The 25,001-nt window shown below is 39.0% G+C and carries 28 protein-coding genes; 7 read left to right on the forward strand and 21 right to left on the reverse strand.

What is annotated here, in order from left to right; genetic code table 11:
• Entirely contained in the window at positions 1-1,038 is a 1,038-nt protein-coding gene (locus I6E82_RS17965) for a polysaccharide deacetylase family protein (protein WP_010554949.1), read from the forward strand.
• Here the strand turns inward: I6E82_RS17965 and I6E82_RS17970 are convergent.
• From I6E82_RS17970 to I6E82_RS18030, 13 genes are all read right to left on the reverse strand, one after another.
• Positions 1,028-2,059, reverse strand: coding sequence for a protein-glutamate methylesterase/protein-glutamine glutaminase (locus I6E82_RS17970; RefSeq protein WP_007584963.1), 1,032 nt, complete (start codon positions 2,057-2,059; stop codon positions 1,028-1,030). The two genes, I6E82_RS17965 and I6E82_RS17970, sit on opposite strands and share 11 nt — an antisense overlap.
• An 8-nt stretch (positions 2,060-2,067) precedes the next feature.
• Positions 2,068-2,685 (reverse strand): chemoreceptor glutamine deamidase CheD, encoded by a 618-nt coding sequence (gene cheD, locus I6E82_RS17975; protein WP_007584962.1) that lies wholly within the window; start codon positions 2,683-2,685, stop codon positions 2,068-2,070.
• Positions 2,669-3,499, reverse strand: coding sequence for a CheR family methyltransferase (locus I6E82_RS17980; protein ID WP_024591684.1), 831 nt, complete (start codon positions 3,497-3,499; stop codon positions 2,669-2,671). Before I6E82_RS17980 ends, cheD begins: the two co-directional genes overlap by 17 nt.
• 79 nt (positions 3,500-3,578) lie before the next feature.
• Positions 3,579-5,885 carry a methyl-accepting chemotaxis protein gene (locus tag I6E82_RS17985; RefSeq protein ID WP_010554953.1) on the reverse strand — a complete coding sequence of 769 codons (2,307 nt, stop codon included), beginning with the start codon at positions 5,883-5,885 and terminating at the stop codon, positions 3,579-3,581.
• A gap of 45 nt (positions 5,886-5,930) precedes the next feature.
• Positions 5,931-6,416, reverse strand: coding sequence for a chemotaxis protein CheW (locus tag I6E82_RS17990; RefSeq protein ID WP_024591685.1), 486 nt, complete (start codon positions 6,414-6,416; stop codon positions 5,931-5,933).
• Entirely contained in the window at positions 6,413-8,503 is a 2,091-nt protein-coding gene (locus I6E82_RS17995; protein ID WP_197118412.1) for a chemotaxis protein CheA, read from the reverse strand. Before I6E82_RS17995 ends, I6E82_RS17990 begins: the two co-directional genes overlap by 4 nt.
• Positions 8,504-8,513: 10 nt before the next feature.
• Positions 8,514-8,876 carry a response regulator gene (locus I6E82_RS18000; RefSeq protein ID WP_007584956.1) on the reverse strand — a complete coding sequence of 121 codons (363 nt, stop codon included), beginning with the start codon at positions 8,874-8,876 and terminating at the stop codon, positions 8,514-8,516.
• 8 nt (positions 8,877-8,884) lie between these two features.
• On the reverse strand, positions 8,885-9,157 hold the full coding sequence (locus tag I6E82_RS18005; RefSeq protein WP_002959595.1) for an STAS domain-containing protein: 273 nt from the start codon (positions 9,155-9,157) through the stop codon (positions 8,885-8,887).
• Positions 9,158-9,309: 152 nt separating this feature from the next.
• A complete protein-coding gene (locus tag I6E82_RS18010) occupies positions 9,310-9,927 on the reverse strand; it encodes an SCO family protein (RefSeq protein WP_024591687.1) in 618 nt (205 codons plus the stop codon).
• Positions 9,924-10,853: a heme o synthase gene (gene cyoE, locus I6E82_RS18015; RefSeq protein WP_002959598.1), complete on the reverse strand. Its 930-nt coding sequence runs from the start codon at positions 10,851-10,853 to the stop codon at positions 9,924-9,926. The genes I6E82_RS18010 and cyoE overlap by 4 nt, the downstream gene beginning before the upstream one ends.
• Positions 10,854-10,865: 12 nt before the next feature.
• Entirely contained in the window at positions 10,866-11,855 is a 990-nt protein-coding gene (locus tag I6E82_RS18020) for a COX15/CtaA family protein (protein WP_007584952.1), read from the reverse strand.
• Between the two features lie 28 nt (positions 11,856-11,883).
• Complete coding sequence (locus I6E82_RS18025) at positions 11,884-12,378, reverse strand: hypothetical protein (protein WP_002959602.1); 495 nt, start codon at positions 12,376-12,378, stop codon at positions 11,884-11,886.
• Positions 12,368-13,108, reverse strand: coding sequence for an SURF1 family protein (locus I6E82_RS18030; protein WP_024591688.1), 741 nt, complete (start codon positions 13,106-13,108; stop codon positions 12,368-12,370). Before I6E82_RS18030 ends, I6E82_RS18025 begins: the two co-directional genes overlap by 11 nt.
• Before the next feature lie 14 nt (positions 13,109-13,122).
• Between I6E82_RS18030 and I6E82_RS19945 the strand changes: the two genes are divergently transcribed.
• Positions 13,123-13,431, forward strand: coding sequence for a DUF2909 family protein (locus I6E82_RS19945; protein ID WP_076916441.1), 309 nt, complete (start codon positions 13,123-13,125; stop codon positions 13,429-13,431).
• Here the strand turns inward: I6E82_RS19945 and I6E82_RS18040 are convergent.
• The 5 genes from I6E82_RS18040 to lexA form a co-directional block, all read right to left on the reverse strand.
• A complete protein-coding gene (locus I6E82_RS18040) occupies positions 13,334-14,209 on the reverse strand; it encodes a cytochrome c oxidase subunit 3 (protein WP_024594298.1) in 876 nt (291 codons plus the stop codon). The two genes, I6E82_RS19945 and I6E82_RS18040, sit on opposite strands and share 98 nt — an antisense overlap.
• Positions 14,210-14,244: 35 nt before the next feature.
• Positions 14,245-14,775, reverse strand: a complete 531-nt coding sequence (locus I6E82_RS18045) for a cytochrome c oxidase assembly protein (protein ID WP_002959612.1) — start codon at positions 14,773-14,775, stop codon at positions 14,245-14,247.
• Positions 14,775-16,367: a cytochrome c oxidase subunit I gene (gene ctaD / locus I6E82_RS18050; protein WP_007584944.1), complete on the reverse strand. Its 1,593-nt coding sequence runs from the start codon at positions 16,365-16,367 to the stop codon at positions 14,775-14,777. Before ctaD ends, I6E82_RS18045 begins: the two co-directional genes overlap by 1 nt.
• A complete protein-coding gene (coxB, locus tag I6E82_RS18055; RefSeq protein ID WP_024594300.1) occupies positions 16,367-17,509 on the reverse strand; it encodes a cytochrome c oxidase subunit II in 1,143 nt (380 codons plus the stop codon). The genes ctaD and coxB overlap by 1 nt, the downstream gene beginning before the upstream one ends.
• A 483-nt stretch (positions 17,510-17,992) precedes the next feature.
• On the reverse strand, positions 17,993-18,610 hold the full coding sequence (lexA, locus tag I6E82_RS18060; protein WP_024608686.1) for a transcriptional repressor LexA: 618 nt from the start codon (positions 18,608-18,610) through the stop codon (positions 17,993-17,995).
• A gap of 167 nt (positions 18,611-18,777) precedes the next feature.
• On the opposite strand from lexA, the gene I6E82_RS18065 reads away from it, so the two are divergent.
• Entirely contained in the window at positions 18,778-19,218 is a 441-nt protein-coding gene (locus tag I6E82_RS18065) for a PaaI family thioesterase (protein WP_007584940.1), read from the forward strand.
• On the opposite strand, the gene I6E82_RS18070 is transcribed toward I6E82_RS18065, so the two are convergent.
• Positions 19,219-19,599, reverse strand: coding sequence for a hypothetical protein (locus tag I6E82_RS18070; RefSeq protein ID WP_008138697.1), 381 nt, complete (start codon positions 19,597-19,599; stop codon positions 19,219-19,221).
• A 313-nt stretch (positions 19,600-19,912) separates the two neighbouring features.
• Between I6E82_RS18070 and I6E82_RS18075 the strand changes: the two genes are divergently transcribed.
• The gene (locus tag I6E82_RS18075) at positions 19,913-20,638 is read left to right on the forward strand and encodes a hypothetical protein (RefSeq protein ID WP_165722799.1); all 726 of its coding nucleotides are present in this window, start codon (positions 19,913-19,915) and stop codon (positions 20,636-20,638) included.
• Positions 20,639-20,713: 75 nt separating this feature from the next.
• Here I6E82_RS18075 and I6E82_RS18080 read toward each other — a convergent pair whose 3' ends face one another.
• Together I6E82_RS18080 and I6E82_RS18085 are read right to left on the reverse strand one after the other, a co-directional pair.
• Positions 20,714-21,034, reverse strand: a complete 321-nt coding sequence (locus I6E82_RS18080) for a chaperone modulator CbpM (RefSeq protein WP_007584937.1) — start codon at positions 21,032-21,034, stop codon at positions 20,714-20,716.
• Positions 21,034-22,002: a DnaJ C-terminal domain-containing protein gene (locus I6E82_RS18085; RefSeq protein ID WP_165736135.1), complete on the reverse strand. Its 969-nt coding sequence runs from the start codon at positions 22,000-22,002 to the stop codon at positions 21,034-21,036. The genes I6E82_RS18080 and I6E82_RS18085 overlap by 1 nt, the downstream gene beginning before the upstream one ends.
• A gap of 231 nt (positions 22,003-22,233) precedes the next feature.
• Here I6E82_RS18085 and I6E82_RS18090 point away from each other — a divergent pair, with 231 nt between their 5' ends.
• The 3 genes from I6E82_RS18090 (at position 22,234) to I6E82_RS18100 (ending at position 24,962) form a co-directional block, all read left to right on the forward strand.
• Positions 22,234-22,887 carry an endonuclease gene (locus I6E82_RS18090; protein ID WP_197118413.1) on the forward strand — a complete coding sequence of 218 codons (654 nt, stop codon included), beginning with the start codon at positions 22,234-22,236 and terminating at the stop codon, positions 22,885-22,887.
• Between the two features lie 99 nt (positions 22,888-22,986).
• Positions 22,987-24,591 (forward strand): S41 family peptidase, encoded by a 1,605-nt coding sequence (locus I6E82_RS18095; protein WP_197118414.1) that lies wholly within the window; start codon positions 22,987-22,989, stop codon positions 24,589-24,591.
• Positions 24,591-24,962: a hypothetical protein gene (locus I6E82_RS18100; protein WP_197118415.1), complete on the forward strand. Its 372-nt coding sequence runs from the start codon at positions 24,591-24,593 to the stop codon at positions 24,960-24,962. The genes I6E82_RS18095 and I6E82_RS18100 overlap by 1 nt, the downstream gene beginning before the upstream one ends.
• Positions 24,963-25,001: the final 39 nt, after the last annotated feature.

The raw sequence follows: 25,001 nt of genomic DNA on the forward strand, positions 1-25,001 counted from the left end.
ATGTATAAGAAATTGTTTCATTTAGTATTATTTATCCTCATTAGTGTATCTGTGCGGGCTCAAGCAGCCGTTATTTTACAGTATCATCATGTTAGTGAAACCCTACCCGCTGTAACAAGCGTTAGCGCCAATACATTCACTAAACATTTGAGCTATTTAAAAGAGCACAACTTTAACGTTATTCCTCTTAATGACTTAATAAACGCACTTCAGCAAGGTGAAACCTTACCTGATAAAACTGTCGCCATCACCTTTGATGATGGTTATAACAATAACTATGAACAAGCCGCGCCTATTTTAGAAAAGTTTGGCTACCCGTACACTATCTTTGTAAATCCTAAATTAATAGACGAGGGCATGAGCTACGTAATGGGGTGGGATAAGCTCAAAGAATTATCTAAAAAAGGGGCATTAATAGCCAATCATAGCGGACAACATGATTACTTACACCTTAAGCTTGAAAACGAAACCGATGCACAATGGCAATCACGTATTAAGCAAGATATTATTAGCTCTCAAAAGCGTATAAAAGAAGAAATAGGCCACGACTATAAATACTTAGCATACCCGTATGGTGAGTTTAATAACGAGCTGCAAGCACTTGTGACAGAGCTTGGTTTTGTGGGTATTGGTCAGCACTCCGGCGCTGTAAATAAAGACTCTAATTTTAGCCGCTTACCACGTTTTCCTGCATCAGGCTTTTACAGCAAACTAGAAACTCTTATTACTAAGCTTAACTCACGCGCGTTTAATATCACCAATTTAACTTATCAAGATAGCGTTACACAACAAAATCCACCCACGCTCACAATTGAATTTAAAATGGGTGACTTTCATAAAAGCCAATTTGCCTGTTACGTATCAAGCGTAGGCCAAGCAGATTTAAAATGGGTAAATAAAAATACAGTCGAAATAACCTCACCAAAGGTGCTTAATAAAGGACGCTCTCGTTTTAATTGTACGGCCCCTTCTATTTCTAGCCCTGGTGATTATTTTTGGTTTTCGCAGCCTTGGGTAATTGAAGCGCCTAAACCTTAACTGCCTGATGTAATAGTCGCTGGGTTATTTTATCCAGCGCAACTATCTCGTCTGCTGCATTTAACTCAGCGGCAGCCTTAGGCATACCCCATACCACCGATGAGTACTCATCTTGAGCCAAGGTATACGCACCGTTTTGTTTTAGTGCAAGTAACCCTTTTGCGCCATCACTCCCCATCCCTGTTAGTATGGCTGCAACTACGTTTTTAGCTCCTGTCTCAACTAATGAGTTAAACAGCACATCTACCGCAGGTTTATGTCTGTTGACCGGCTCGCCATCATCAAGCTGGCAATACAAGCTAACACCTCGCTTTTTAATACTTAAATGAAAACCACCTGGTGCTATATAAGCCCAGCCAGTGCTAAGCTTATCGCCATGTTCAGCCTCTTTCACATTTATCGTGCATGTACGATTCATTCGCTCAGCAAATGAGGCGCTAAACACAGGAGGAATATGCTGAGTAATTACAATGGGCGGGCAATTTTGTGGCATTTTAATAAGTACTTCTTTGATAGCCTCAGTACCCCCCGTGGAAGCACCTATCGCAATTACTTTATTAAGTAAAAATTGAGAATGGGTATTAATAGGCTCATTTGTGACGACCGTTTTTTTATAGCTTCTTACTCTTGCTCCAGCAGCTATTCGCACCTTTTGTTGAACAAGTGATGCATATTGGCTCAATTGCTCTCTTACGTTATTAGTAGGCTTAGCTATAAAATCAACAGCCCCTAATTCGAGTGCCTCGAGTGTAATAGGAGAGCCTTTTTGGGTCAGTGTTGAAATCATCACTACTGGCATTGGTCTTAATCGCATTAAGTTTTTTAAAAAACTAATGCCATCCATTTTTGGCATTTCTACGTCGAGCGTTAATACATCAGGATTTAACTTTTTTATCATTTCGCGAGCTTCGTAGGGATCCTCAGCGCTCCCCACTACCGTAATATCTTTAGCTTGCTGTAATATTTCAGTGAGTAAACGCCTAATTAAGGGGGAGTCGTCAATTATTAATACTTTAATCATGCATACTCCTAAAACAGCTCTATATCAGTTACTACTTCTTGCTTTTTAAGGTTTTGTAAGTAACGGACTTCGCGTTTTTCAATCGTATTATTATGTAGGTTTTTAAGTTTTTTCATATGAACTTTACCGGTGTTCGGATGAAAAAATATTTTTCGTGGCCATGGTCCACCCATATCGTGGGCAACTAGATTTAATGCCTCTTCTTTAATATACGCCGCTGCAAAACTAATATTACCCAGCCCTATATCAGTCATCGCACTAATAATTTTACCCCCACCAAAAAGTTTTACTTTTAGGTTACGGCGAGACGCACCATTTTTTAAAACTTCGTTTATAAGATACTCCATAGCCCAATTGCCATACCGACAACTTAAACTATGCGCATTCTTAAGTTCTACTCCCTTTTGAATTGGTAACATAAAGTGATTCATGCCCCCAATCCCTAGTACTTCATCGTAAACACAAGCCGCAATACACGAACCCAGAACTGTAGAGATCAGCTCATTATTTTTAGAAACATAAAACTCACCCGGAAGCACTTTAGCAACAACGCTACCTCGGCCCGAGTCCCAATATCGTTTAATATGTTCAAAGTTAGGTAATACCGGCCTAAACTCTGCGTGCATTTTGTCCCTTTTGGTACATAGTTTTCCCTAAATTTTTAAATTGCGTATGCTCTTTTCCCATACTTTCTGAGTGACCTAAAAACAAATAACCTTGTTCATTTAATATATTGGCGTAACGCTTAAAAAGCTGATCTTTTGTTTCTTTATCAAAGTAAATAACAACATTACGACATAAAATAAGATCAAATGATCCTTTCATTGGCCAATCTTGCAATAAGTTTAAACGCTTGAATGAAATAGACTCTTTTAGCCTATCTTTAACTTTATAGTTTTCACCGTCTTTACTTTTTAAAAACCAACGCTTAAGTTGCACGTCATCTAAGCCGTTAACATTCGCTGCGGTGTAAATACCCTTTTGTGCTTTTGCCAATACATTAGAATCTAAATCGGTTGCTAGTATTTTTACATCCCAATTGCTCGGAAATGCATTATTTAAAGTCATCGCCAAACTGTAGGGCTCTTCTCCTGTTGAGCAACCTGCAGACCAGATTCTTACTCGCTTACTATTTTTATTTGCCTTTAAGAGAGCAGGTACAAGCTCAGATTTTATAAATTCAAAGTGGTGTATTTCACGAAAAAAAGACGTTAAGTTAGTTGTTATTGCATTAATAAAGGCATCAAACTCCTGATCTTTATGGCTATTTAAATACTCTAAATAGGCTTTAAAGTCAGTTAGTTTTCGCTCTCTAATACGTCTTGCTAAGCGTGAATAAACCATCTCTCGCTTATGCTCACCTAATACAATTCCACATGCGCTATAAACTAAACTGGCAATTTCTTTAAAGTCGCGGTCGGTACACAAAAACTCTTTCATTGTTCGCTCTCAATTTAGCCTGCCAAATAATACCTCGCTGTGATTATGTATTCAGCGAGGTATATAAGAAGATTGGTTGTTAAAATTCTTCCCATTCATCAGCAGAGTCTACAAAGTTATCGCCTCTGGGTTTATTACTTACAAAACTGCTTTGCGACTTATGAGATAATTTAGGTGTGCGCATAGTCGGCGAAATCATCGCCATCTCTTGCTGACCTATTGAGAAAAAGTTGAGTAGTTGGCGCATCTCATTAGCTTGCTCAGCCATAGACTCGCCAGCGGCAGAGGCTTGCTCTACTAAGGCGGCATTTTGTTGCGTCATTTCGTCCATTTGTGAGATAGCGGTATTAACTTGTTCAATACCCGCACTTTGTTCTTCAGATGCCTCTGTAATATCAGAAATCATTTGCGTCACTCTTTGTACCGATACAACAATCTCTTTAAGTGTAGCGCCCGACTCATTAACTAATTGAGAGCCATCAGCTACTTTGCCTACACTATCTCTTATTAACTCTTTAATTTCTTTCGCTGCGCCTGCAGAGCGCTGTGCTAAATTACGCACTTCACCTGCAACAACCGCAAAGCCTCGACCTTGTTCACCAGCCCTTGCAGCCTCTACTGCAGCATTAAGCGCTAATAAGTTAGTTTGAAATGCTATTTCGTCAATGACACCAATAATATCTGCAATTTTCTTGCTCGACTCATTAATTGCCGACATGCTCGTAACTGCTCTATTTACAACCTCACCACCTTGAATCGCCTTTTCGCATGTTTCTTCTGCTAAATCGTTTGCCACTTTTGCGTTATCAGCATTTTGGCGAACGGTGCTAGTCATCTCTTCCATGCTCGACGCTGTTTCTTCAAGTGACGAGGCTTGCTCTTCTGTACGTTGGCTTAAATCAGCATTACCTTGAGAGATTTCCTCTGCACCACTGGCTACAAGCGTTGCCGATGAATTAATGCGATTAATCACTTCCGTTAACTTATCTGCCGTAGCATTAGCATCGCGTTTGAGTTTATCAAATGAGCCTTTATATTCTTTTTCAACTCGTTTTGATAAATCACCATTTGCCATCGCATCGAGCATACTGCCCGTGTCAGCAACTGCATCATCAACTATTTTAACTAAGCTATTTAGCCCTTGAGCCAAACGTAAAAAGAATCCTTCCTTGCCTTCTTCCGCGACTCTTGTATCTAATTCGCCATTACCTGCAGCGCTAATAAGTTCGGCTATTTCTTTTTCAAGCGCAACCTCATTGGTCCTATCTTCCCACTCAACAATGGTGCCTAAATGCTTTCCATCTTGGCTAATCCAAGGTGAAGCAATTAAGGTGAAAGTGACACCTGCTAAAAGTAATTCGGCTTTATGAGGCTTATCGAGATTTTTTAATAAATCGCGCTGATGATTAGGGTGCTTATGAAAATCATCAACACAGGTGCCAATTAAATTATCAACAGAAAAGCTTGGTAATACAGTTTGTAATTCTTTTTCGCGGACTTTTAGCATTTGCTGAACACGATCGTTCACAAATACTATATTAAGGTCTTCATCAGCAATCATTACATTAGCTTGGCAAACTTTAAGCGCATTTGCTAAATCGGCTGCTTTGCGAGATGCTTTTTCAAGCTCTTTTTGTTCAGTAATATCAGATGCGTATTTAATCACTTTAAACGGCTTGCCGTTCATATCATAAATTGGGTTATAAGATGCTTGAATCCAAACCTCCTGACCCTGCTTCCCTATTCTTAAATATTCCCCTGAATCAAATTCACCGCGACCTAGTTTGGCCCAAAACTCTTTATATTCGATACTATTTGCATGTTCGGGTTCAATAAAAAGCCTATGGTGCTGACCTTTGATCTCGCTAAGTTGATAACCAAGTGCATTTAAAAAGTTATCATTCGCATCAATAATAGTGCCATCTAAATTAAACTCGATAACCGCTTGAGATTTACTTATAGCACTAATTTGCCCTGAAGCTTCTGCTGCTATTAACTTTTGCTCGGTCACGTCGGTGGCAAACTTAACTACTTTTAATACTTGCCCTTGCTCATCAACAATTGGGTTATAAGTTGCTTGGATCCATACCTCAGCTCCACCTTTTGCATTACGCTTAAACTCATCTGAGATAAACTCGCCATTACGCAGGCGTTGCCAAAAGTTCTTATAATCGTTGCCCTGAGCTTCATCTGGGTCAACAAACATAGAGTGATGCTGGCCTTGAACCTCTTCAAGGCGATAGCCCATCGCGTTTAGAAAATTCATATTTGCAGTAATTATTTTTCCGTTAGGTTCAAACTCAATCACCGCTAATGATTTATTCAATGCGTCTACAATTAAATCATTACTTGATTTTGACTGCTTTGGATTACTAAACCATCCCATGCTCATCACCACCTTTAAGTTTATTATTCATTTAGTTTCTGTTTGCTAAATATTCATTGTTTTTTGCAGGTCAATTAGCGCTACCATTTTTTCACCAACATTCACCAACCCAGCTACATATTCACAATTATTCGATTCAGATAAACTAGGAACCGCTTTCGCATCTTGCTCCGCAATACTGTAAACATCAGAAACGGCATCAACAGCAACACCTATAATTTTACTACCTAGTTCAAATTCTATTTTGACAACGATAACCACCGTTAATGGCCCATAGTCGACACTTGGTAATCCAAAGCGCAACCGTAAATCAATAATTGGCACTATTGTTCCACGTAAATTAATAACGCCTTTTACAAATTTAGGCGCATTGGGCAGTACTGTAATTTCTTCCCAACTGCGAATTTCTTGTACTGTTAAAATATCAACGCCGTATTCTTCATCAGCCATAATAAAAGTTAAAAACTGTTTTACACCTTGCTGTTGCTGAAGATTTAATTGATTACTTAACTGGCTTTGCTCTGAGCTCATAACGCCTCCAAAGTGGCTTGCGTTTCAATCGTTAATTCTTGGCTACCTGGTTTTTTTAAACCTGAGAGCTTTATTAAGCCGCTAATGTCCACAATCAGCGATACACGCCCATCGCCTAAAATAGTGGCTCCCGATACACCATCAACTTTATGATAGTTAGCCTCTAAACTTTTAATAACAACCTGTTGTTGAGACAGTAAATCATCAACTAATAAACCCACCTTTTGGTTATCTGTTTCTACAACAACAAGCAGCGTTTTATCGAGTGATTCAATGGCATTTTTATGATTAAAAATATCGTAGAGCCTTAAAATAGGAATGTATTCGTCCCGAAGCCTCAATACATCAAGGCTTTTACCCACTCGACTCACTTTAGCAATATCAATTTGCAGAGATTCCACAATAGAAATGAGCGGGATAATATAAGTATGCTGAGCCACCTTAACTAATTGCCCATCTAAAATAGCGAGAGTAAGTGGTAATCTAATAGTAAACGTAGAACCAACACCGGCCGCTGAGGTTACCTCTACTGAGCCATTTAATGATTGAATATTTCGCTTAACTACATCCATCCCAACTCCACGACCAGATAAGTCACTTACCTCATCTACTGTCGAAAAGCCGGGCATAAAAATAAGCTCATTTATTTCATCGTCACTGAGATGGTTATCAGCTGAGATTAATTCGTTAGCGATGGCTTTTTCTTTTATTTTTTTTGTATTTAACCCCTGCCCATCATCCATTATTTCAATAACAATGTTTCCACCCTGATGAAATGCATTTAAGGTTACTGTGCCAACGGGATCTTTACCTGCCGCCAGTCTTTGCTCAACAGTCTCTAATCCATGATCAAGTGAGTTCCTCACTAAATGCACCATAGGATCGGATATTTTTTCCATTACTGTTTTATCAAGCTCGGTTTGCTCTCCAATCAACTTTAGCTCAACCTGCTTATTTAGTTTTTGCGCTATATCTCGCACTAATCGAGGAAAACGACTAAATACAAAGTTAATTGGGAGCATACGAATGCGCATCACATTTTCTTGTAAATCACGCGTATTATGGGCAAGTTGCGCTAGACCTTCTTGTAGTAAAGTAATTGTGGCTGGTGTGATTTCTTGTTCGCTGAGTTGATTTAGCATAGCTTGTGTAATAACAAGTTCCCCAACCATATTTATTAACGAATCAACTTTATCAATACCAACTCGAATGGAGGTAGACTCTGGTGTACTTGCAGGTTTTTTATCTTTATTAGCAGCGGGTTGCTTTGGCTTACTAGGTAGCTCAGCTACTTTTATTAAATCGGATGTTTCAAGCTCAACGGCTTTAGATATCTCACCTTGATTAGGTTGTATTTGCTCATCATTGCCAAATAAGCCTCCGCATAATTCAATTTTTATGTCGGCATCGTCTTCTACCCATTCAAATACTTCTTTTATGGCTTTTTCATCATGGCTAGTATCTAAAAAAAAGCGCCAATGTAAAAAGCATTCATCACTGCTCAAATCTGTAATTTCTGGAACTTCATCGTAAAATACTGTGGTTTCTAACTCACCTAGCTCTTCAAGCTCACTGATCATGTACAGTGGCTCGTTTCCTGTTTTAAATAAATGATGATGGGGTTTAAAGTCTATTTGATAGGTGTTACTACTTGTTTGCTCGCCAAAGCTTTGAGGTTTATTTCCTTGTGTTTCGTTTTTCATTCCAAGTACATGTTCAAATTGTACTTTTAACGAATCTGCCTCGGTTAAATCTGGCTCTTGCTCACCTTGAAGTGCAGCAAGTAAAGCGCGCAAGCAATCCACAGCTTTGAGTAATAAATTGACATGCTCGGTACTAAGCTCTCGTTCACCTTGGCGAATTTGATCCAGTAGTGTTTCAAGTACATGAGTAAAGTCAGCAACGGAGCTAAAACCAAAAGTGCCACTGCCTCCTTTTATTGAGTGAGCAGCTCTAAAAATAGTGTTGATAGTTTCTAAATCTTCCTCACCTGGCACTAAGTTTAATAACTCAGCCTCCATGGTATCTAGGCCTTCAAAACTCTCTTCAAAGAAAACTTCAAAAAATTGACTTAAATCTATACTCACACTGCGCTCCTTAGCGAATAACTTTTTTAATTACCGCTAGTAGCTGATCGGGATTAAATGGTTTTACAATCCAACCTGTTGCACCAGCAGCTTTACCCTCTATCTTTTTTTCTAAGCCCGACTCTGTAGTAAGCATCAGTAGTGGTGTAAATTTATAACTAGGTAAAGTACGCAGCTCTCGTATTAATGTAATTCCATCCATTATTGGCATGTTTACATCTGAGATCACGGCATCAAAGTCTTGTTGCTTGGCAATAGCGAGAGCTTCACTGCCATCCTTAGCTTCGGTTACATCAAACCCGGCAGTTTTTAATGTAAAGCTCACCATTTGACGCATCGATGCTGAATCATCAACCGCTAAAATTCTTTTCATATATACCCCTAACTTTTACTTTCGGTTGTTAAGTATTGGCTTAAGCCAAGTTTATTAATTGTATGCGTTAAGGCCTCGCTACTGCCTACCCATATTATTTTGTGCTGTATAGTAAGTAGGTGTTTTTGTAAGGCGCATAAAAGTTGAATTGAGGCAGTATCAGCAGAAATCACATCGTTAATATCAAGACAGATATCATCGTTGCTATTGAGTTCGTGTAGTAAGTCTTGATGTAGTGTTTCAACTTGCGTAATAGCAAGTTCGCTCGGAAGTTTTAGCATTTAGTAAGTGCATTCCCTGTCAATTCAATTCATAACAAAAGCTTAGCCCTAGTTATTAAAATTGCCATAAAATGCTTAATTAAATTTAACCTGTCGTTAAAATACAAAAAAAGGAGCCTAAAGCTCCTTTAAAATTGGTAAAAAGTAAAAAACTAGTTTTTATAGTAATCAGCTATTTTTTTAAACTCTTCAGTTAAAGTCGTCGCATTAATTAATGGCACACTACCTTGTTTAAATTCTGGTTTAAAAATAGCTCTAACGGCTCCATTTTGATCAACCATAGCGACCGAGGCACTATGATCAACAGCATATTCTGATTCACTACTATCGCTAATGGCGTAAATTAAACCAAGCTCTCGAACAACAGGAAAAAGGTGTTTATGTTCCCCTGATACAGCTAAAAAATCAGGGTTAAAGTAATCTATATATTGCTTTCGTTTAGCTGGTGTATCGCGTTTTGGATCAACCGATAAAAACCAAACTTGTAGCGGATAATCTGCTTGTAAGTTTTTATAAACAGCATTTAACTTAGCAAGTGTTAATGGACAAATATCTGGGCAGCTTGTGTAGCCTAAAAATACTAAATTCCACTGTCCTACAAATTGTTGCTTAGTCACTAATTCACCGCGCTGATCGTTTAGCGTAAAATCAGACAGTGGCTTTGCATTTTCGTAAACTAATGCATCGACATCTGGCGGACTATTTTCGTTTGAACATGCCGATAAAAACAAAACTAAAACAACGATTAATCCAAGCCATAACTGCTTCATAAAGGGAGCCATTTATCTATAAATAAGATTACAAAGAGTACCATTAAATGAATAATCGAAAAACGAAATAAGTCCATTGCAGTCTCATCATTTCCAGCAATTTTTAAATTGACCGCCTTATATATAAACACGGCATTTAATACACATGCACCTATCAAATAGATTAATCCAGACATACCGATTAAATAAGGTAATACGCAAACAACAGCGAGTAAAACAGAGTAAGCAACGACGCACGTTTTACAAAAATCGATACCATGGGTTACTGGTAACATAGGGATTTTAGCGCGTTCATAATCACTTTTTCGCGCTATAGCCAGCGCCCAAAAGTGTGGTGGGGTCCAGGTAAATATTATCATTACGAGTAACCAAGGGGCTGCTGCCATTTGGTTTGTTTCTGACACCCAACCTAATAATGGAGGCATTGCGCCAGCCAACCCACCTATAACAATATTTTGCGGCGTTGCACGCTTTAAAAATGATGTATAAACAAATGCATAACCTACCAATGCAAATAACGTTAATATAGCGGTTAAGGTATTGGCCCACACCATCAGCATAATAAAACCAGCAACCCCAATAACAGCTGCAAAACTAAGCGCATGTGTTTTACTTAAACGCCCTTTAGCCACAGGGCGATGACGAGTCCGCGCCATTTTTGAGTCTATCTCGCTATCAACCACATGATTAATAACCGCTGCAGCAGCAGAAAGTAGCCCTATACCTAACAAGCTAATAAACTGTACGACCATACCGCGCCCTACATCGGGAGCCAGCGCTAAACCAACCCAAGCTGTTAGCACCAGCATGGCTACCACTTTAAATTTACTAATTGCTAAGTAGTCTTGCAGCAAACTATGAGTACGCGAAATTAGCGATTGAGTATTAACGGGTAGCAGTATTTTTTTATCAATTATAAGTGCCATCATATTTCCCCTTTATGTGCGTGATTTTAGGTAATAACACAACCTAACCATGCTTAATAACAGTATGGCTGCCATCAAGTTATGCGCCAGTGCAACTCCCAACGGAATATGCCAATGTACTAAAATAAGCCCTAAGCTAATTTGGCAAAGCAGAACAAGTAATACACTCACAACGCAATTTTTAATTTTTTTAGAGTACGCTTGGCTGTATATTTTCCACATAATTAACGCCAGAACAATGCAAGTAACGAGTGCCCAAATGCGATGTAATAAATGAATAGACATACGCGCTTGCTGCGATAACACACCAAACTCATAATTACTGTGCTCAAGTGGTAATTGAAATACGCTACTCAATGAAAACGGTTGTGCGTAATTACACAATGGCAAACCACTACAATGTGGAGCGGCGTAATTTGCAGCCAGCCAACCACCAAGTGCAATTTGGATAATTAATACACTGAGCGCTACTAAACTTAAACCGAAATAGCGTTTTGCGCCGCTATCGCCACCCATAATAGGTTTTGCGGTTAGCCGTAAATATAAAAGCGTTATAAGTGACAAAATACTAAAGCCACCTAATAAGTGGCCCATTACAATAAGCGGCTGAAGGTTCATGGTTACTGTCCACATACCAAGGGCAGCCTGAAACACCACTAGTAGAAGTAAAGCCAAAGGCAATTTAACTGGCGTAGTTGGATATTGGCGTTTTAAAAAAGCCAACACAAATAAACCTAAAATAAGTAAGCCTAAAGCACCTGCAAAGTAGCGATGAATCATTTCTTTCCACGCTTTTGCGGTTTCGAACATCATATCGGGGTAGCTTTGAGTTGCTAAGGCTATGTCAGCCTCATGCTTAGGTACCGTTAAAAAGCCATAACAACCAGGCCAATCGGGGCACCCTAAACCTGCATCACTTAAGCGGGTGTACGCACCTAAAGCAACTACAATCAAAGCGAGTAATCCTGTTATTAATACTAAGTTTTTATAATTTTTATACATCAGATACTCCAACTTAAGCTCAACTTAGTTAGCTAGAACGAGAATAGTTAAGTAATTTTTTTAGATCTTTTAATAATCCTTTTTGTACTAAACGGTTTTCTTGTGGCTCGACCTTAAAGGGGTATTCAAGTACCACTAACCCCATATGATCAATTAAATACAAACTTGCAGGATTTAAACTCTGTTGCTCGGTAATAATTTTCCATGGTAGGTTTTTATTGTCGGGACTTCCCATTACAGCCATATCAACCTTGCCTTGGTTTTTACCAAGTGCCACATATAAATTATTAAGTGCATTGAGTTGTTCGCTGCACGGGGTGTTACATTCGTTTGAATAATTAAGTGCGATAGTCCATTGCTTGGGATTATTTTGCGGCCAATTTTTAAGTTTTATTTCTTGGCTTAAAAACTCGCCATTATTAGTAATTGCAGTAGGCAACCAATCAAACTTTAATGCGCCATATGCCAAAACTAATGGGATTGCGCAGCAACCCACAAACAACAAAAGGGGATTATTTTTCATTATGTGTCCTTTTTTTACTCGCAAAAATAGCCACAACAGCACATGCAACAGCAATTAAAAACCATTGCACAGCGTAGGCATTATGCTTTTGAGGGCTCATAACAACTGCCTCATAATGAGGTGTTGCAATCTCATCACCAGTACCTTGCCTGTAGGCCATAAAATTAATTAATGATTGCTGGCTTTGAGTGCTCAGCATATTCAAGTCGATAGATTGGATTCTTGTAGGTAAGTCGTTATTTGTAGTTTTATCTTCAAGCGTAAAGCTACTTAAGTTATTTTCTTTTATTTGCGCTTTAAGAATAAAAACACCTGTAGGCAGAGTAACCTTTGGCAGTGTATCTCTAGATATAGGCGCTTTTACCCATCCTAAATTAACTAAAATCACTTTTTCTTCGCTGTCTGGCTTTAGTAAAGCAAGTAGGTCGTACCCTACTTGTCCGTTATAAACTTGATTATCTAAAAGCCAATATTGGTTTTGTACAAACCGCCCTTTTAACTCAACCAATACACCAGTTTTGTTCCAGCTATCAGGCAGGTTAAGTAATTGAGACCAGCTCATCACACCCCGATTCTGTTGCTTAGCAATAGCGGTTAGTTGTTGCTGCTTTTGCTCACCTCGCTCCAACTGCCAAAATCCTAATCGCACACACACAAGTACAACAACCACAACCATACAAAGTGTGATTAGTGAACTAAGCTTTTGTTTGTGCCATAAAACTAACTGCATAAAGGGTCAACTCAGTGATTATTAAAATTATTATCGTACTGTTGTTAATATTTATACTTTTTAACTTATTTAGAGCATTGTTTATTATGGTGTCAGGGAAAACAGGGGGACGACCTATGTCTCACTTTTTAGGTCGTCGCGTATTGTTTTCGGTCGTTGTTTTAGTTGTTGTTATTGCAGCGCTTAAACTTGGTTTTATTAAAGCAAATAATTCGCCAATAAACGCTACAGCACATATACAAATACAAACAAACACAGCCACACCACATCAACAAAGTGCCAATACCAAGCAGCTGCTTGAAAAGCAAAATGCTTATCTTTAGTAAAGTGCCCTTTTAATATCCGTAAAAATATTACAAATAAAAGTACCGTTCCTAGCGTTACATGCATGCCATGAAAACCAGTCAATAAAAAAAACGTATTACCGTAAATACCCGCATCTAGCGTTAGGTTAAGGTCATTATATGCATGCATGTACTCCTCAACTTGCAGCCCTAAAAAGCAAACGCCCAATAAAATAGTAGCGCCTAAAAAAACTTTAAGTGGAGTGCGTTTATTGTTTTCCATCGCTACGTGGGCAAAATGTAAAGTAACTGAGGAAGTAAGCAGTATTAAGGTATTTATAAGCGGTAAGCCTTGCCAGCCCATAGCTTGAGTAGTTTCGCCAGCAGGTGTTGAAACTAGCGGCCAAACAGCTTCGAAAGTTGGCCATAAAACCTCGTTAGTCATTGCATTATTGCCTGCGCCTCCAAGCCAAGGTACCGACAATACGCGTGCATAAAAAAGCGCACCAAAAAAGGCCATAAAAAACATAACTTCAGAAAAAATAAACCAGCTCATACCTTGTCTAAAAGAGCGATCCATTTGTGCTGAGTACAAACCTTGGTCCGATTCATTAATTACATTTTTAAACCAGCTAAACAACATATACACAAGTACAGCAATACCGGCATAAAGCAGATAAACCCCGCTACCACCTTCTTTACCTACACTCATAACAGTCAAGCCTGCCCCTACTGCAATAAAAAACAATGCAACAGCACCTACAATAGGCCATGGGCTTTGCTCAGGTACGTAATAATGCTCATATTCTTGATTCATTTTATTTACTCCTAGTTTCACACTAGTTTAAAAAGCTAGTTGTTACTTGCCACCAGCTGTTCACTAATATCAAATACGGTATAAGATAAAGTTAATTCTTCAATATCGCTCGGCAGTGCGGTATCAACATAAAAAAGTAATTTAAATTCAAGTTCTTCCCCTGCTTTTAGAGGTTGCTGATCAAAGCAAAAACAGGCTATTTTGTGTAAATACTTTGCCGCTTTACCTGGTGAGACTGATGGTACAGCCTGCATTACTTTATCTAGGTTGCTGTTATTTTTAGCACTAAACATTACTTCACGCATTGCACCGGGTTTTACCACTACACTGTATTCTTTTGATTTAACTTCAAACGGTGCACCACTTTGTGCGTGAGTAGTAAAGCTAACGCCGACTTCTCGGTTTTGTACTATTTGTGTACTTTGCTCTGCCTGCTCAAGCGAAGGTTTTCCATTAAGCCCTGTTACATCACAAAACACGTCATACAAAGGTACTAAAGCAAAGGCAAAGGCAAACATGCCTATGCAAATAAGTACCAAACGTTTGAGTAGCGGTGCGTGTGTCATTACTTAATTACCGGCGGCGTAGAAAAAGTATGATATGGCGCTGGAGAGTCAACTTCCCACTCAAGCCCTTCTGCCCCTTCCCATACTTTTGCAGGCACTTTATCACCGCCACGCGCGCATTTAATTACCACAGCTACAAACAACAATTGCGATAAACCAAAGGCAAATCCACCAATACTTATGATTGCGTTAAAGTCGGCAAATTGAAGTGCATAATCGGGAATTCGACGCGGCATACCGGCAAGCCCTACAAAATGCATAGGAAAAAACAATACGTTCACACTCACCAGCGATAGCCAAAAATGCCATTTAGCTAGCGTGATATTAAACATATTGCCCGTCCACTTGGGCAGCCAGTAATAGGCCCCCGCCATTATCGAAAATACAGCCCCTGTTACTAATACATAATGAAAATGCGCCACTACAAAATAAGTATCGTGGTACTGAAAGTCAGCAGGTGTAATTGCCAGCATCAACCCCGAAAAGCCACCTAAGGTAAACAGCACAATAAACGCAATACTAAAAAGCATTGGCACTTCAAAAGTTATTGAGCCTTTCCACATTGTGGCAACCCAATTAAATACTTTTACTCCTGTAGGTACCGATATAAGCATGGTCGCGTACATAAAAAACAACTCGCCAGCGACCGGCATCCCAGTGGTAAACATATGATGAGCCCATACAATAAAGCTCAATAGTGCTATGGAGGATGTGGCGTATACCATTGAGGCATAGCCAAAAAGTTTTTTACGAGAAAAGGTAGGTACTATTGTAGATATAATGCCAAAGGCAGGAAGAATCATTATGTATACTTCGGGATGACCAAAAAACCAAAAAATGTGTTGGAACATCACCGGGTCGCCACCGCCTGCGGCATCAAAAAAGCTGGTCGCAAAATACTTATCGGTAAGTACCATAGTGACAGCCCCTGCAAGCACTGGCATTACCGCTATTAATAAAAAGGCAGTAATTAACCACGTCCATACAAATAAGGGCAACTTCATCCATGTCATGCCGGGAGCACGTAAGTTCACTATAGTTACAATCACATTGATTGCGCCCATTATTGAGCTAATCCCCATAATATGTACGGCAAATACAAACAATGCAGTATTGTCATTACTGTATGTTGTAGACAGTGGTGCATAAAAAGTCCAACCAAATGCAGGACCCCCACCAGGCATAAATAACGATGCCAATAGGATTAAAAACGCAAACGGTAAAATCCAAAAGCTCCAGTTATTCATTCTTGGCAATGCCATATCTGGCGCGCCAATCATGAGTGGTATCATCCAGTTAGCAAGGCCTGTAAAGGCCGGCATAACCGCACCAAACACCATAATTAAACCATGCACTGTGGTCATTTGATTAAAAAAGTGAGGATCGACCAACTGTAAACCTGGTTGAAATAATTCAGCTCTGATCACCATGGCCATTCCACCACCAATTAAGAACATGGTCAGCGAAAAAATTAAATATAAACTACCTATATCTTTATGATTAGTTGTGTAAAGCCAGCGTTTAAAACCTTTAGCTGGGTGATGAGCATGATGAGCTTCATTGGCGTTAGGTTGTTCTACTATGCTACTCATTAGTTCGCCTCCACTTTGGCATCAAGTGCTGCCTGTATTTGACTCGGTTGAATAACATCACCCGTATCATTACCCCACGCATTACGTTTATAAGTAATAACCGCTGCTAATTGCTTTATAGATAACTGTTTGGCAAATGCTTGCATTGCCGTACCGGGTCGCCCATGGATAACTACATCAATGTGATCTTTTATATCGCCAAGCACTATAGGGCTGCCTTTAAGTGCAGGAAATACACCCGGTAACCCCATGCCAGTAGGCTGATGACATGCAGCACAATTGGCCATATATACTTGTTCGCCTAAAGTCATTAATTCTTCTTTTGGGAGGGTTTTATCAAGTAATGCGGCATCTGCTAATGCTGCTTTTTGTTTAGCTTGCTTTGCATCTGCAAGCCACGTTTTAAAATCAGCCTCAGATTTAGCGACCACCACAACGGGCATAAAGCCATGATCTTTACCACACAACTCAGCACATTGGCCTCGGTAAGTACCTTCTTCGTTTATGTTCGTCCATGTTTCGTTTATAAAGCCGGGATTCGCATCTTTTTTAACTGCAAAATCAGGTACCCACCAAGAGTGAATAACATCGTCAGAAGTCATTAAAAATCGTACTTTTTGATTTATTGGCAGTACGAGAGGTTTATCAACCTCAAGTAAGTAGTTAGGATTTTTATCTGCAAGATTCGCTATTTCATCTTGCGGGGTAGATAAAATAGAGTAGAACTCTACATCTTCACCCATATATTCATAATGCCATTTCCATTGCGAGCCTGTAATTTTAATAGTGAGATCAGCTTTGCTGGCATCTTCCATTGCAATTAGGGTTTTAGTGGCTGGTACTGCCATAGCAATTAAAATAACAAACGGGATTGCAGTCCAAAGTATTTCTACTTTAGTGCTTTCGTGAAATTGGGCAGGTACAGCCCCTTTAGATTTACGGTGATGAATAAGTGCCCAAAACATAATTGCGAACACTATCACCCCAATCACACAACATATTATAAATATGGTCATGTGCAGCTGATATACATTATTGCTTATATCGGTTACGCCTTTGCGCATATTGTATTGGCTGTTAGCCAAAACTGGGTGCGAAAAAACACATAATATAAGCCACAAGGTAGAGGTCAGTTTACCCATGTGACGGCTCCTTTGATGCTATTGCGAATGCAAAGCGAAGAGGCATACGGCTTAAACGCCAATTCGTTATTTTTATTTTTTTAGTCAATCTCATTTAATATTGATTGGTTTTGCTGCGCCAACAACGGGTTTGTGTATATTGTGTGTTCTCAAAACTAAAAAGCTGTGAGTTATTATTAGCTCAGCACATTAATAATTAGCTAAAAAATGAACAACAAGCAAGTTTTAGTATAAAAAACAATCAGGTGATATTGAGTAATTAATAAAAAATCAGTAACCAACTAGGTAACAGTAAGTTCAAAAGATGAGCAAAACAAAGGGGTTTAACGTATTCGGAGGGGGAAAATATAAGTGCAAAAAAGTTTACAGCTTAAATTGTCAGTGAGCTATTTATGCCCTATTTTTAGTGCGAATTTAAAACAAAAAATGCGTACTAATTAGTACGCATTTATAAAACTGCTTGTTTAAAAGCTATTTTTAAAGTCACATCCAATCAGCGTTTCTTATAACGCCAACGGCTAAGCCTTCAATATTAAAAGACTCATTCTCAAGATCTACTTCAATAGATTCAAAATCGTCGTTTTCAGCATGAAGTAATACTTTACGACCCGCTTTCTCAAGACGTTTTACAGTTACGTCTTCATCTAGGCGGGCAACAATAACTTGCCCGTTTTCAGCGGTTTGAGTACGATGTACAGCAAGTAAATCACCATCCATAATACCAATATCTTTCATGCTCATACCGTTAACGCGTAGTAAAAAATCTGCAGCCGGTTTAAACATTAATGGATCGATTTTGCAGTGACTTTCAACGTGCTCTTGCGCCAAAATAGGTGAACCAGCAGCAACACGCCCTATAAGCGGTAAACCTAATTGTTCTGGCTCTTCTTCTTCAATTAACTGAATACCACGGCTTGCACCTGGTTTCATTTTAATTGCGCCTTTTTTAGCAAGTGCTTTTAAATGTTCTTCAGCAGCATTGGCACTTTTAAAACCTAATGTTTGCGCTATTTCAGCACGTGTAGGAGGCATACCAGTGTCTTTAATAAAAACTTTAATTAGTTCGAGTATTTGAGCTTGGCGGTTCGTTAATGGTCGCATACAACTGGTTTTCCATACAGTACATTTAACTGTGAGTATATACAGTTAAATAAAAATCGCAAATTTAAATTAAGCCTTAAAATAGCCAAAGTAATTTCACTTGTGTACATTTTAGGGATATAACTAAAGCTAGATTTATAAATGATTAAAAAAGCAAAGGAGTCATTATGAGTATTTGGTACCAGCCCATCACTTTAGAGCTGTGCAAGCAGTTAGAACAAGGCATTGATGGCCAAGGAACATTAATGAAAACCATGGGAATAGAAGTCACTGAAATTGGTGATGATTACTTAGTAGCCACTATGCCGGCAATTCCTGAGCATCATAATCCAATGGGAATGGTTCACGGCGGTGCTAACGTTGTACTTGCCGAAACAGTTGCCAGCTATGCAGCTAACTTTGTTGTCGATTTTACAAAATTTTACTGCGTGGGGCAGGAAATTAGCGCAAGTCATTTAAAAGCATCTCGCAACGGCACTTTAACAGCAACGGCAAGAGCGTTTCATATTGGCAAACGTAGTTCAGTGTGGGAAATAAAAATTACAAATAGCCGCAATGAGCTGTGCTGCGTATCAAAAATGACCGCAGCAGTCGTAGAGCGAAGATAGTTACTTTTCGATTGGGTAAATTGTAATTTCCATACCCGCACCAATCGCAGATATACGTAGTAATGTATCTGCATCTAAGGCTTGATTAAAGCACTTAGGTGAAGTGCCTGATTCAAAACCAATATCAAACGTTCTACGTGAACAGCTTAACCATTGTTTTAGCGCGTTACGCGAACACGATTCAATAAGCTCACATATATGGTTTATTGCTTTGTCAGGCGTGTTTACTACACCTGTTGCTTCAATACGCGCTAATTGACGGTATTCGTCTTTGTCATAATGTAAAATCGTCGCGACTTTTTTCAAGTCTGCCACTAGCAAACTAATATCTTGCTTTGATTCAAGCTCAAGATCTACATTTAAAAATTGAATTTCCGACATCGTTTCGTATTTATCCTCTAATAATTTCATTGCAAACTTTAACGCAGTTTTACCGTTATACCAAATCAACTATGCTCTATTAACCACTTTATATAGATATTTCGCAGCTTTTAAGTATTTTTTAGCGTTTAAAGCTAGCTGGATATCAAACACTCAGCTCAATTAAACAAATAAGTCATGTTAGCAATTTAAGTGTAATCTTTTTTATTTTTAAATGATTACAGTAAGCTATAGTTTAAACTGCGACAAAATGTCGCAGTAACTAATCCCATTAATGTAATAAACTAGCCTCTAAAAATAATAAGACTAAAACATGAATAAAAAAATATTTAAGTATGCTCGCAAGTTACATAAATGGCTCGGTTATTTGCTCGCATTACAAATTTTAGCTTGGCTATTAGGTGGTTTAGTCATGAGCGCTATCCCTCTTGATAAAGTTCATGGGGAGCATCTTGCAACACGTACTCTTAATAACCCATTTACGCAGGCTGATTATGTTGCCTCCCTTGACGATATTGCATCTCAGGTGGTTAATCCAACACAAATAATTTTTGAGAACTTTTTAACCACACCTATAATTACAGTAATAAATAAAGATGAACAGCAAAGCTTTAACGGTATAACAGGCCGGCCTTTTGAGCCGCCAACTAAAATACAAATTACCGCAAATGCTAAAGCACACTTACTTATTGATGCTCAAGTGACAAGCGCTGTACTGCTAAAGCAAGGTATGCGAGAAGTTGGATATAAAACCAATGTTTGGCAGGTACAATTTGACGACACATTTAACACAACACTGTACTTGTCAGAAAATAACGGCAGAGTTGTCACCGTTCGCAGCACACTATGGCGAATTTTCGACTTTTTTTGGATGTTACATATTATGGATTACGATGAGCGAGAGGATTTTAATAATCCGCTGCTTATTAGTTTTGCAGCAACCAGCGTACTTTTTTGCCTAAGTGGAATATTACTACTTATGCAAAACATACGACTAAAACGATTTATCCGAATTAAAAGTAAGAATAAATCAAAGTAGTCATATTGGTTTTTAAGAACTAGCGCACTCTCACCAAAGAGTAAATAAGCCCTAGGAAGTACCCAAGGGCAGATTTTATTCCAAGTGTTTAAATCGACTCAAATGTCGCTTTAACATTTCGTTTTCGAAAATCAACTCATCACGCTCATCCAGCAATTGTAAAACTAAAGCTATTGCCGACCAATCTAACGAAAAGTCATGTTGAATACGGGCCGCTTTTTTAACTAAGGTCACTGCAGATACCGTAAATTGCCACTGCGTAACATGCTTCCCCTCAATTGGAACCGCAATATTGTGCTCAACTAGCTCATATAAAATTGCTTCGCTAATATCACTACTCAAACATAGCTCTTTGCTAGTAAGTAAATCATCTTTTTGTGTCACGATAATTTGCATTATGGCTTGCTCCAGTTATTACGGGGATCAAAGTGAGCTTTTTCGGCTAATTCTTCCCAAAGTTTTTTACTGGTATCATCAACAGATGTTGGATTAACAATTTTAAGCACAGCAAATAAATCACCTTTGGCTTTTTTACTCATTAATCCCTTACCTTTAATACGCAAGCGTTGACCAGACTGACTATTAGATGGAATAGTTAATTGGATTTTGCCTGCCAACGTAGGTAAATTTATTTTTGTACCAAGAGCCGCTTCCCATGGTGCAAGAGGGACGACTATATTTAGGTTATGACCTTCAACATCAAATAATGGGTGGGGCACTAAACTAATTTGTAAGTACAAGTCGCCATTTTGCCCGTTCGCTGACCCTAATCCGCCTTGCCCTTTTAGTCGAATTCGTTCGCCATTTACTGAACCTGCGGGAATTTTCACTTTAAGTGATTTTTTAATTTCAGAGACACGACCACTACTATCTCGCTGCGGTAACATAAACTCAACAGGCTTAACGGTATCAACTAAAGTCTCTTCAAGAAAAATCGGGAACTCTATTTCCACATCTTGTCCTTTTTGCGCGCGAGCGGCGTTACTTCTGCCCTGCCCGGAACGATTGAATCCACCGGCGCCGCCAAACATTGAATTAACAAAATCAGAAAACTCTTGATCGGTTTGAGGATCGCTTTGCTGATAATTACTTTGCGATGAAGCATTGTTACCACCATAATTACCTTGCTGTTGACGAGCACGATTTTGTTGATGACGACGTAACTCGTCGTATTTAGTGCGTTCTTCTTTGTTATGAATGACTTCGTAAGCTTCTGCTATTTCTTTAAACTTATCTTCTGCTTGAGGCTCTTTGCTTACATCTGGGTGATATTTTCTGGCTAACTTTTTATAAGCTACTTTAACCGCTTTATCGTCTGCATCAGGCGATATTCCAAGCACTGCATAATAATCAACAAATTTCATTTGCAATCCAAATCCCCATATTGAGTAAGCTTTAAGCATACTCCTTAACGTATAATCTTGTGTGGTTAAAATACGATAAATAGTAAGAAATAAATGAATAGTGAAAATAACTTTGAATAAAAAATTAATCGGACACTTTTTAGTAATATAAGTGCAGGCCTTAAGTTAACTTTATCTTTTATCTTCAAGGCTTTAAACTGCCTGTTCCTGTAGTTCACATTTGTGATGGATATGACTCGATTTATTCTGGCCTTACTGGCTTGTTGTGTGTGTTTTTCGGTATCTGCCGAACAATTTACCCGTTTTTCAACGGCTAAAAGACATTTAATTAAAACCCTCCCTGACAACGCCAAAAGTATTTACTGCGGTTGTGATATTAAAAAAGAAGGCAAAAAACTCATTCCTGATCCTTCTAACTGTGGTTACATTCCTCGAAATACACTTACCCGCTCAGGCAAAATAAATGTACGAGCACTACGTATTGAGTGGGAACATATTGTTCCGGCGTGGGAATTTGGTCATCAGCTACAATGTTGGCAAGATGGCGGACGTAAAAACTGCCGTAAAGTAAGTGCAAAATTTAGAAAAATGGAAGCTGATATAAATAACTTAGCGCCAGCTATTGGCGAGATTAATGCCGATCGCTCTAATTATCGTTTTGGCATGCTTAGCGAAAACGCCACACAGTATGGTCGCTGCGAAGTAAAAGTAAACTTTAAGCAACGTGTAGTTGAACCGCCTGTCTATGCACGTAAACGTATAGCCGACACTTACGCTTACATGCAAAAAACATACGGTTTAAAAATCTCTGATAAACAGCAAAAGTTATTTAATGCGTGGAAAAAGCAAGCATTTGCAGATACAAGTAGTGCGAGCAAGCTCTAAGCTTTAACACTCATTTACATAAATCAAAGTTATAAATGTTGAATAAACGAGCGAGTGTTGTAATATTTTAAACAACTTATTTACAGAAAGTCCTTAACTATGTTTAAAAATAATAAAACCTCGCTTGCCATTTTTGCAGCACTTTCGGGCTTTGCTTTAACGGGTTGTGGCGGCGGAGGCGGTATCGACTCTGCTCCTGTAGTTACAACACCTGTTAGTAGCAGCCCAACATGGACAGCGGCGGTATTTGAGCCCTCTAACGATTTAAAAAACTTTTGCGAAACCCCTCGTACGGGTAACGATCCCTTTAATAACAACAACCCCTACCCAGATCAAGCGGGTTCTGCCCTTTATGAAAAGCTCTGGCTTCGCTCTTGGAGCGACGAAACCTACCTTTGGTATGATGAGATTGCCGATAACGACCCTGAAAGCTTTACAACAGTAGCCGATTACTTCGCTCAATTAAAAACAGAGCAGCTTACCGACTCAGGTGCAAAAAAAGATAACTTTCATTTTTCAGAACCTACTGAAGATTACTTTCAAGAAGCGCAATCGGGCGTTACTTCTGGTTACGGTATAAATTGGGCGTTTATTGGCGATACAGCCGATCGTATTTTACGCGTTGCTTATCTTGAAGATGATTCGCCTGCAAGCCAAATAGGCTTTCAACGTGGTGATACCGTACTTTCAGTTGACGGTGTTAGCATTAATACCAATACAGTGTCGGGTGTAGATACGCTTAACGAAGGTTTATTTAGTCCTACTAACGGCGACTCACATACTATTGTTGTACGCAGTAACGATGGCGCCGAAAAAACATTTAATGTAACCGCTGGTAATATTGAACAAACACCTGTTCAAAATGTTAAAACGATTACAACCGCAAATGGTTCAAGCGTGGGTTACATGCAATTTAATAGCCATATAAGCATTGCCCAAGAAGGGCTTATTGATGCGGTAAATAAGTTTAAAACCGATGGTATTGATGAGCTTGTAATCGACTTTAGATATAACGGCGGTGGTTTATTAGCACTGTCGGCTCAATTGGCTTACATGGTTGCTGGTAATGCCAACGTTAACAACCGCTTTTATTATCAAACCCAAAAAAACGATAAACAACCCGTTGATTCTCCCTTCCCATTTATTGATGAAGAAATAGATTACTCTACTTTTTTTAGCACAGGTGAAAACCTACCTGATTTAAACCTATCAAAGGTTTATGTATTAAGCACATCAGGCACCTGTTCGGCATCAGAAGCTTTTATTAATGGTTTAAAAGGTATAGACGCAGAAGTTATTTTAATTGGCGACACAACCTGCGGTAAGCCCTATGGCTTTACCCCAACTCATAACTGCGCAACAACCTATTACACTATTCAATTTAGTGGCGTAAATAGCAAAGGATTTGGCGAATACGCTGCGGGTTTTACACCAACCCCTACGCCACAATTTGATGCTGATGTCCAAGGTTGTGAAATTGAGGACGACTTTGATCATCAGTTAGGTGACAGTGACGAGGCCGTTTTAGCCACCGCATTATTTCATGTTGAAAATGGCAGTTGTCCAGTTAGAACGGCTGCTGCAAAAGCAGAGCCAGCTAATTTTTCAAGCTCTCGTGAATCTCTCATTCCTTTAAATATGCCTGAGCAATTTACCCAGCGTAATATGGACTTAACTTGGCCAACGCTGGGTGAGGAAAGGTAATGGCTAAATTATTACTCCCATTAGCCACCTTGCTCGCTTTAGGCGGATGCCAAAGTGTAAACAGTGAGCCTGCTAAACCCGCTATATTAACGAGCGTTAATCCCAGCGTTATTACAACACTACAACAGGCAATTCAACAAGCTAAGGGAGGCGCATTAGTAACACTTGCCGATTCGGTATTTACTAAACGTAGCGAACTGCTAATAGATCATGCAATGAGTAAAGGGTCTGATGGCAGGGTAATTATGGGCGCGCATAATATAAAATCTGAGAAGTTTATTTTGCAACTACGTAATAACCAATGCGAGCTTTACTATCCTAAAAAAGAGCTTACTACAGTACTTGAAGGTGTTACCTGTAAAGAGTTATAAGGCACTTTATTAATGTTTATAAATTAATAAAAAAGGCGC

The sequence above is a fragment of the Pseudoalteromonas sp. NZS11 genome, assembly GCF_015864765.1.
Taxonomy (GTDB): Bacteria; Pseudomonadota; Gammaproteobacteria; order Enterobacterales; family Alteromonadaceae; genus Pseudoalteromonas; species Pseudoalteromonas arctica.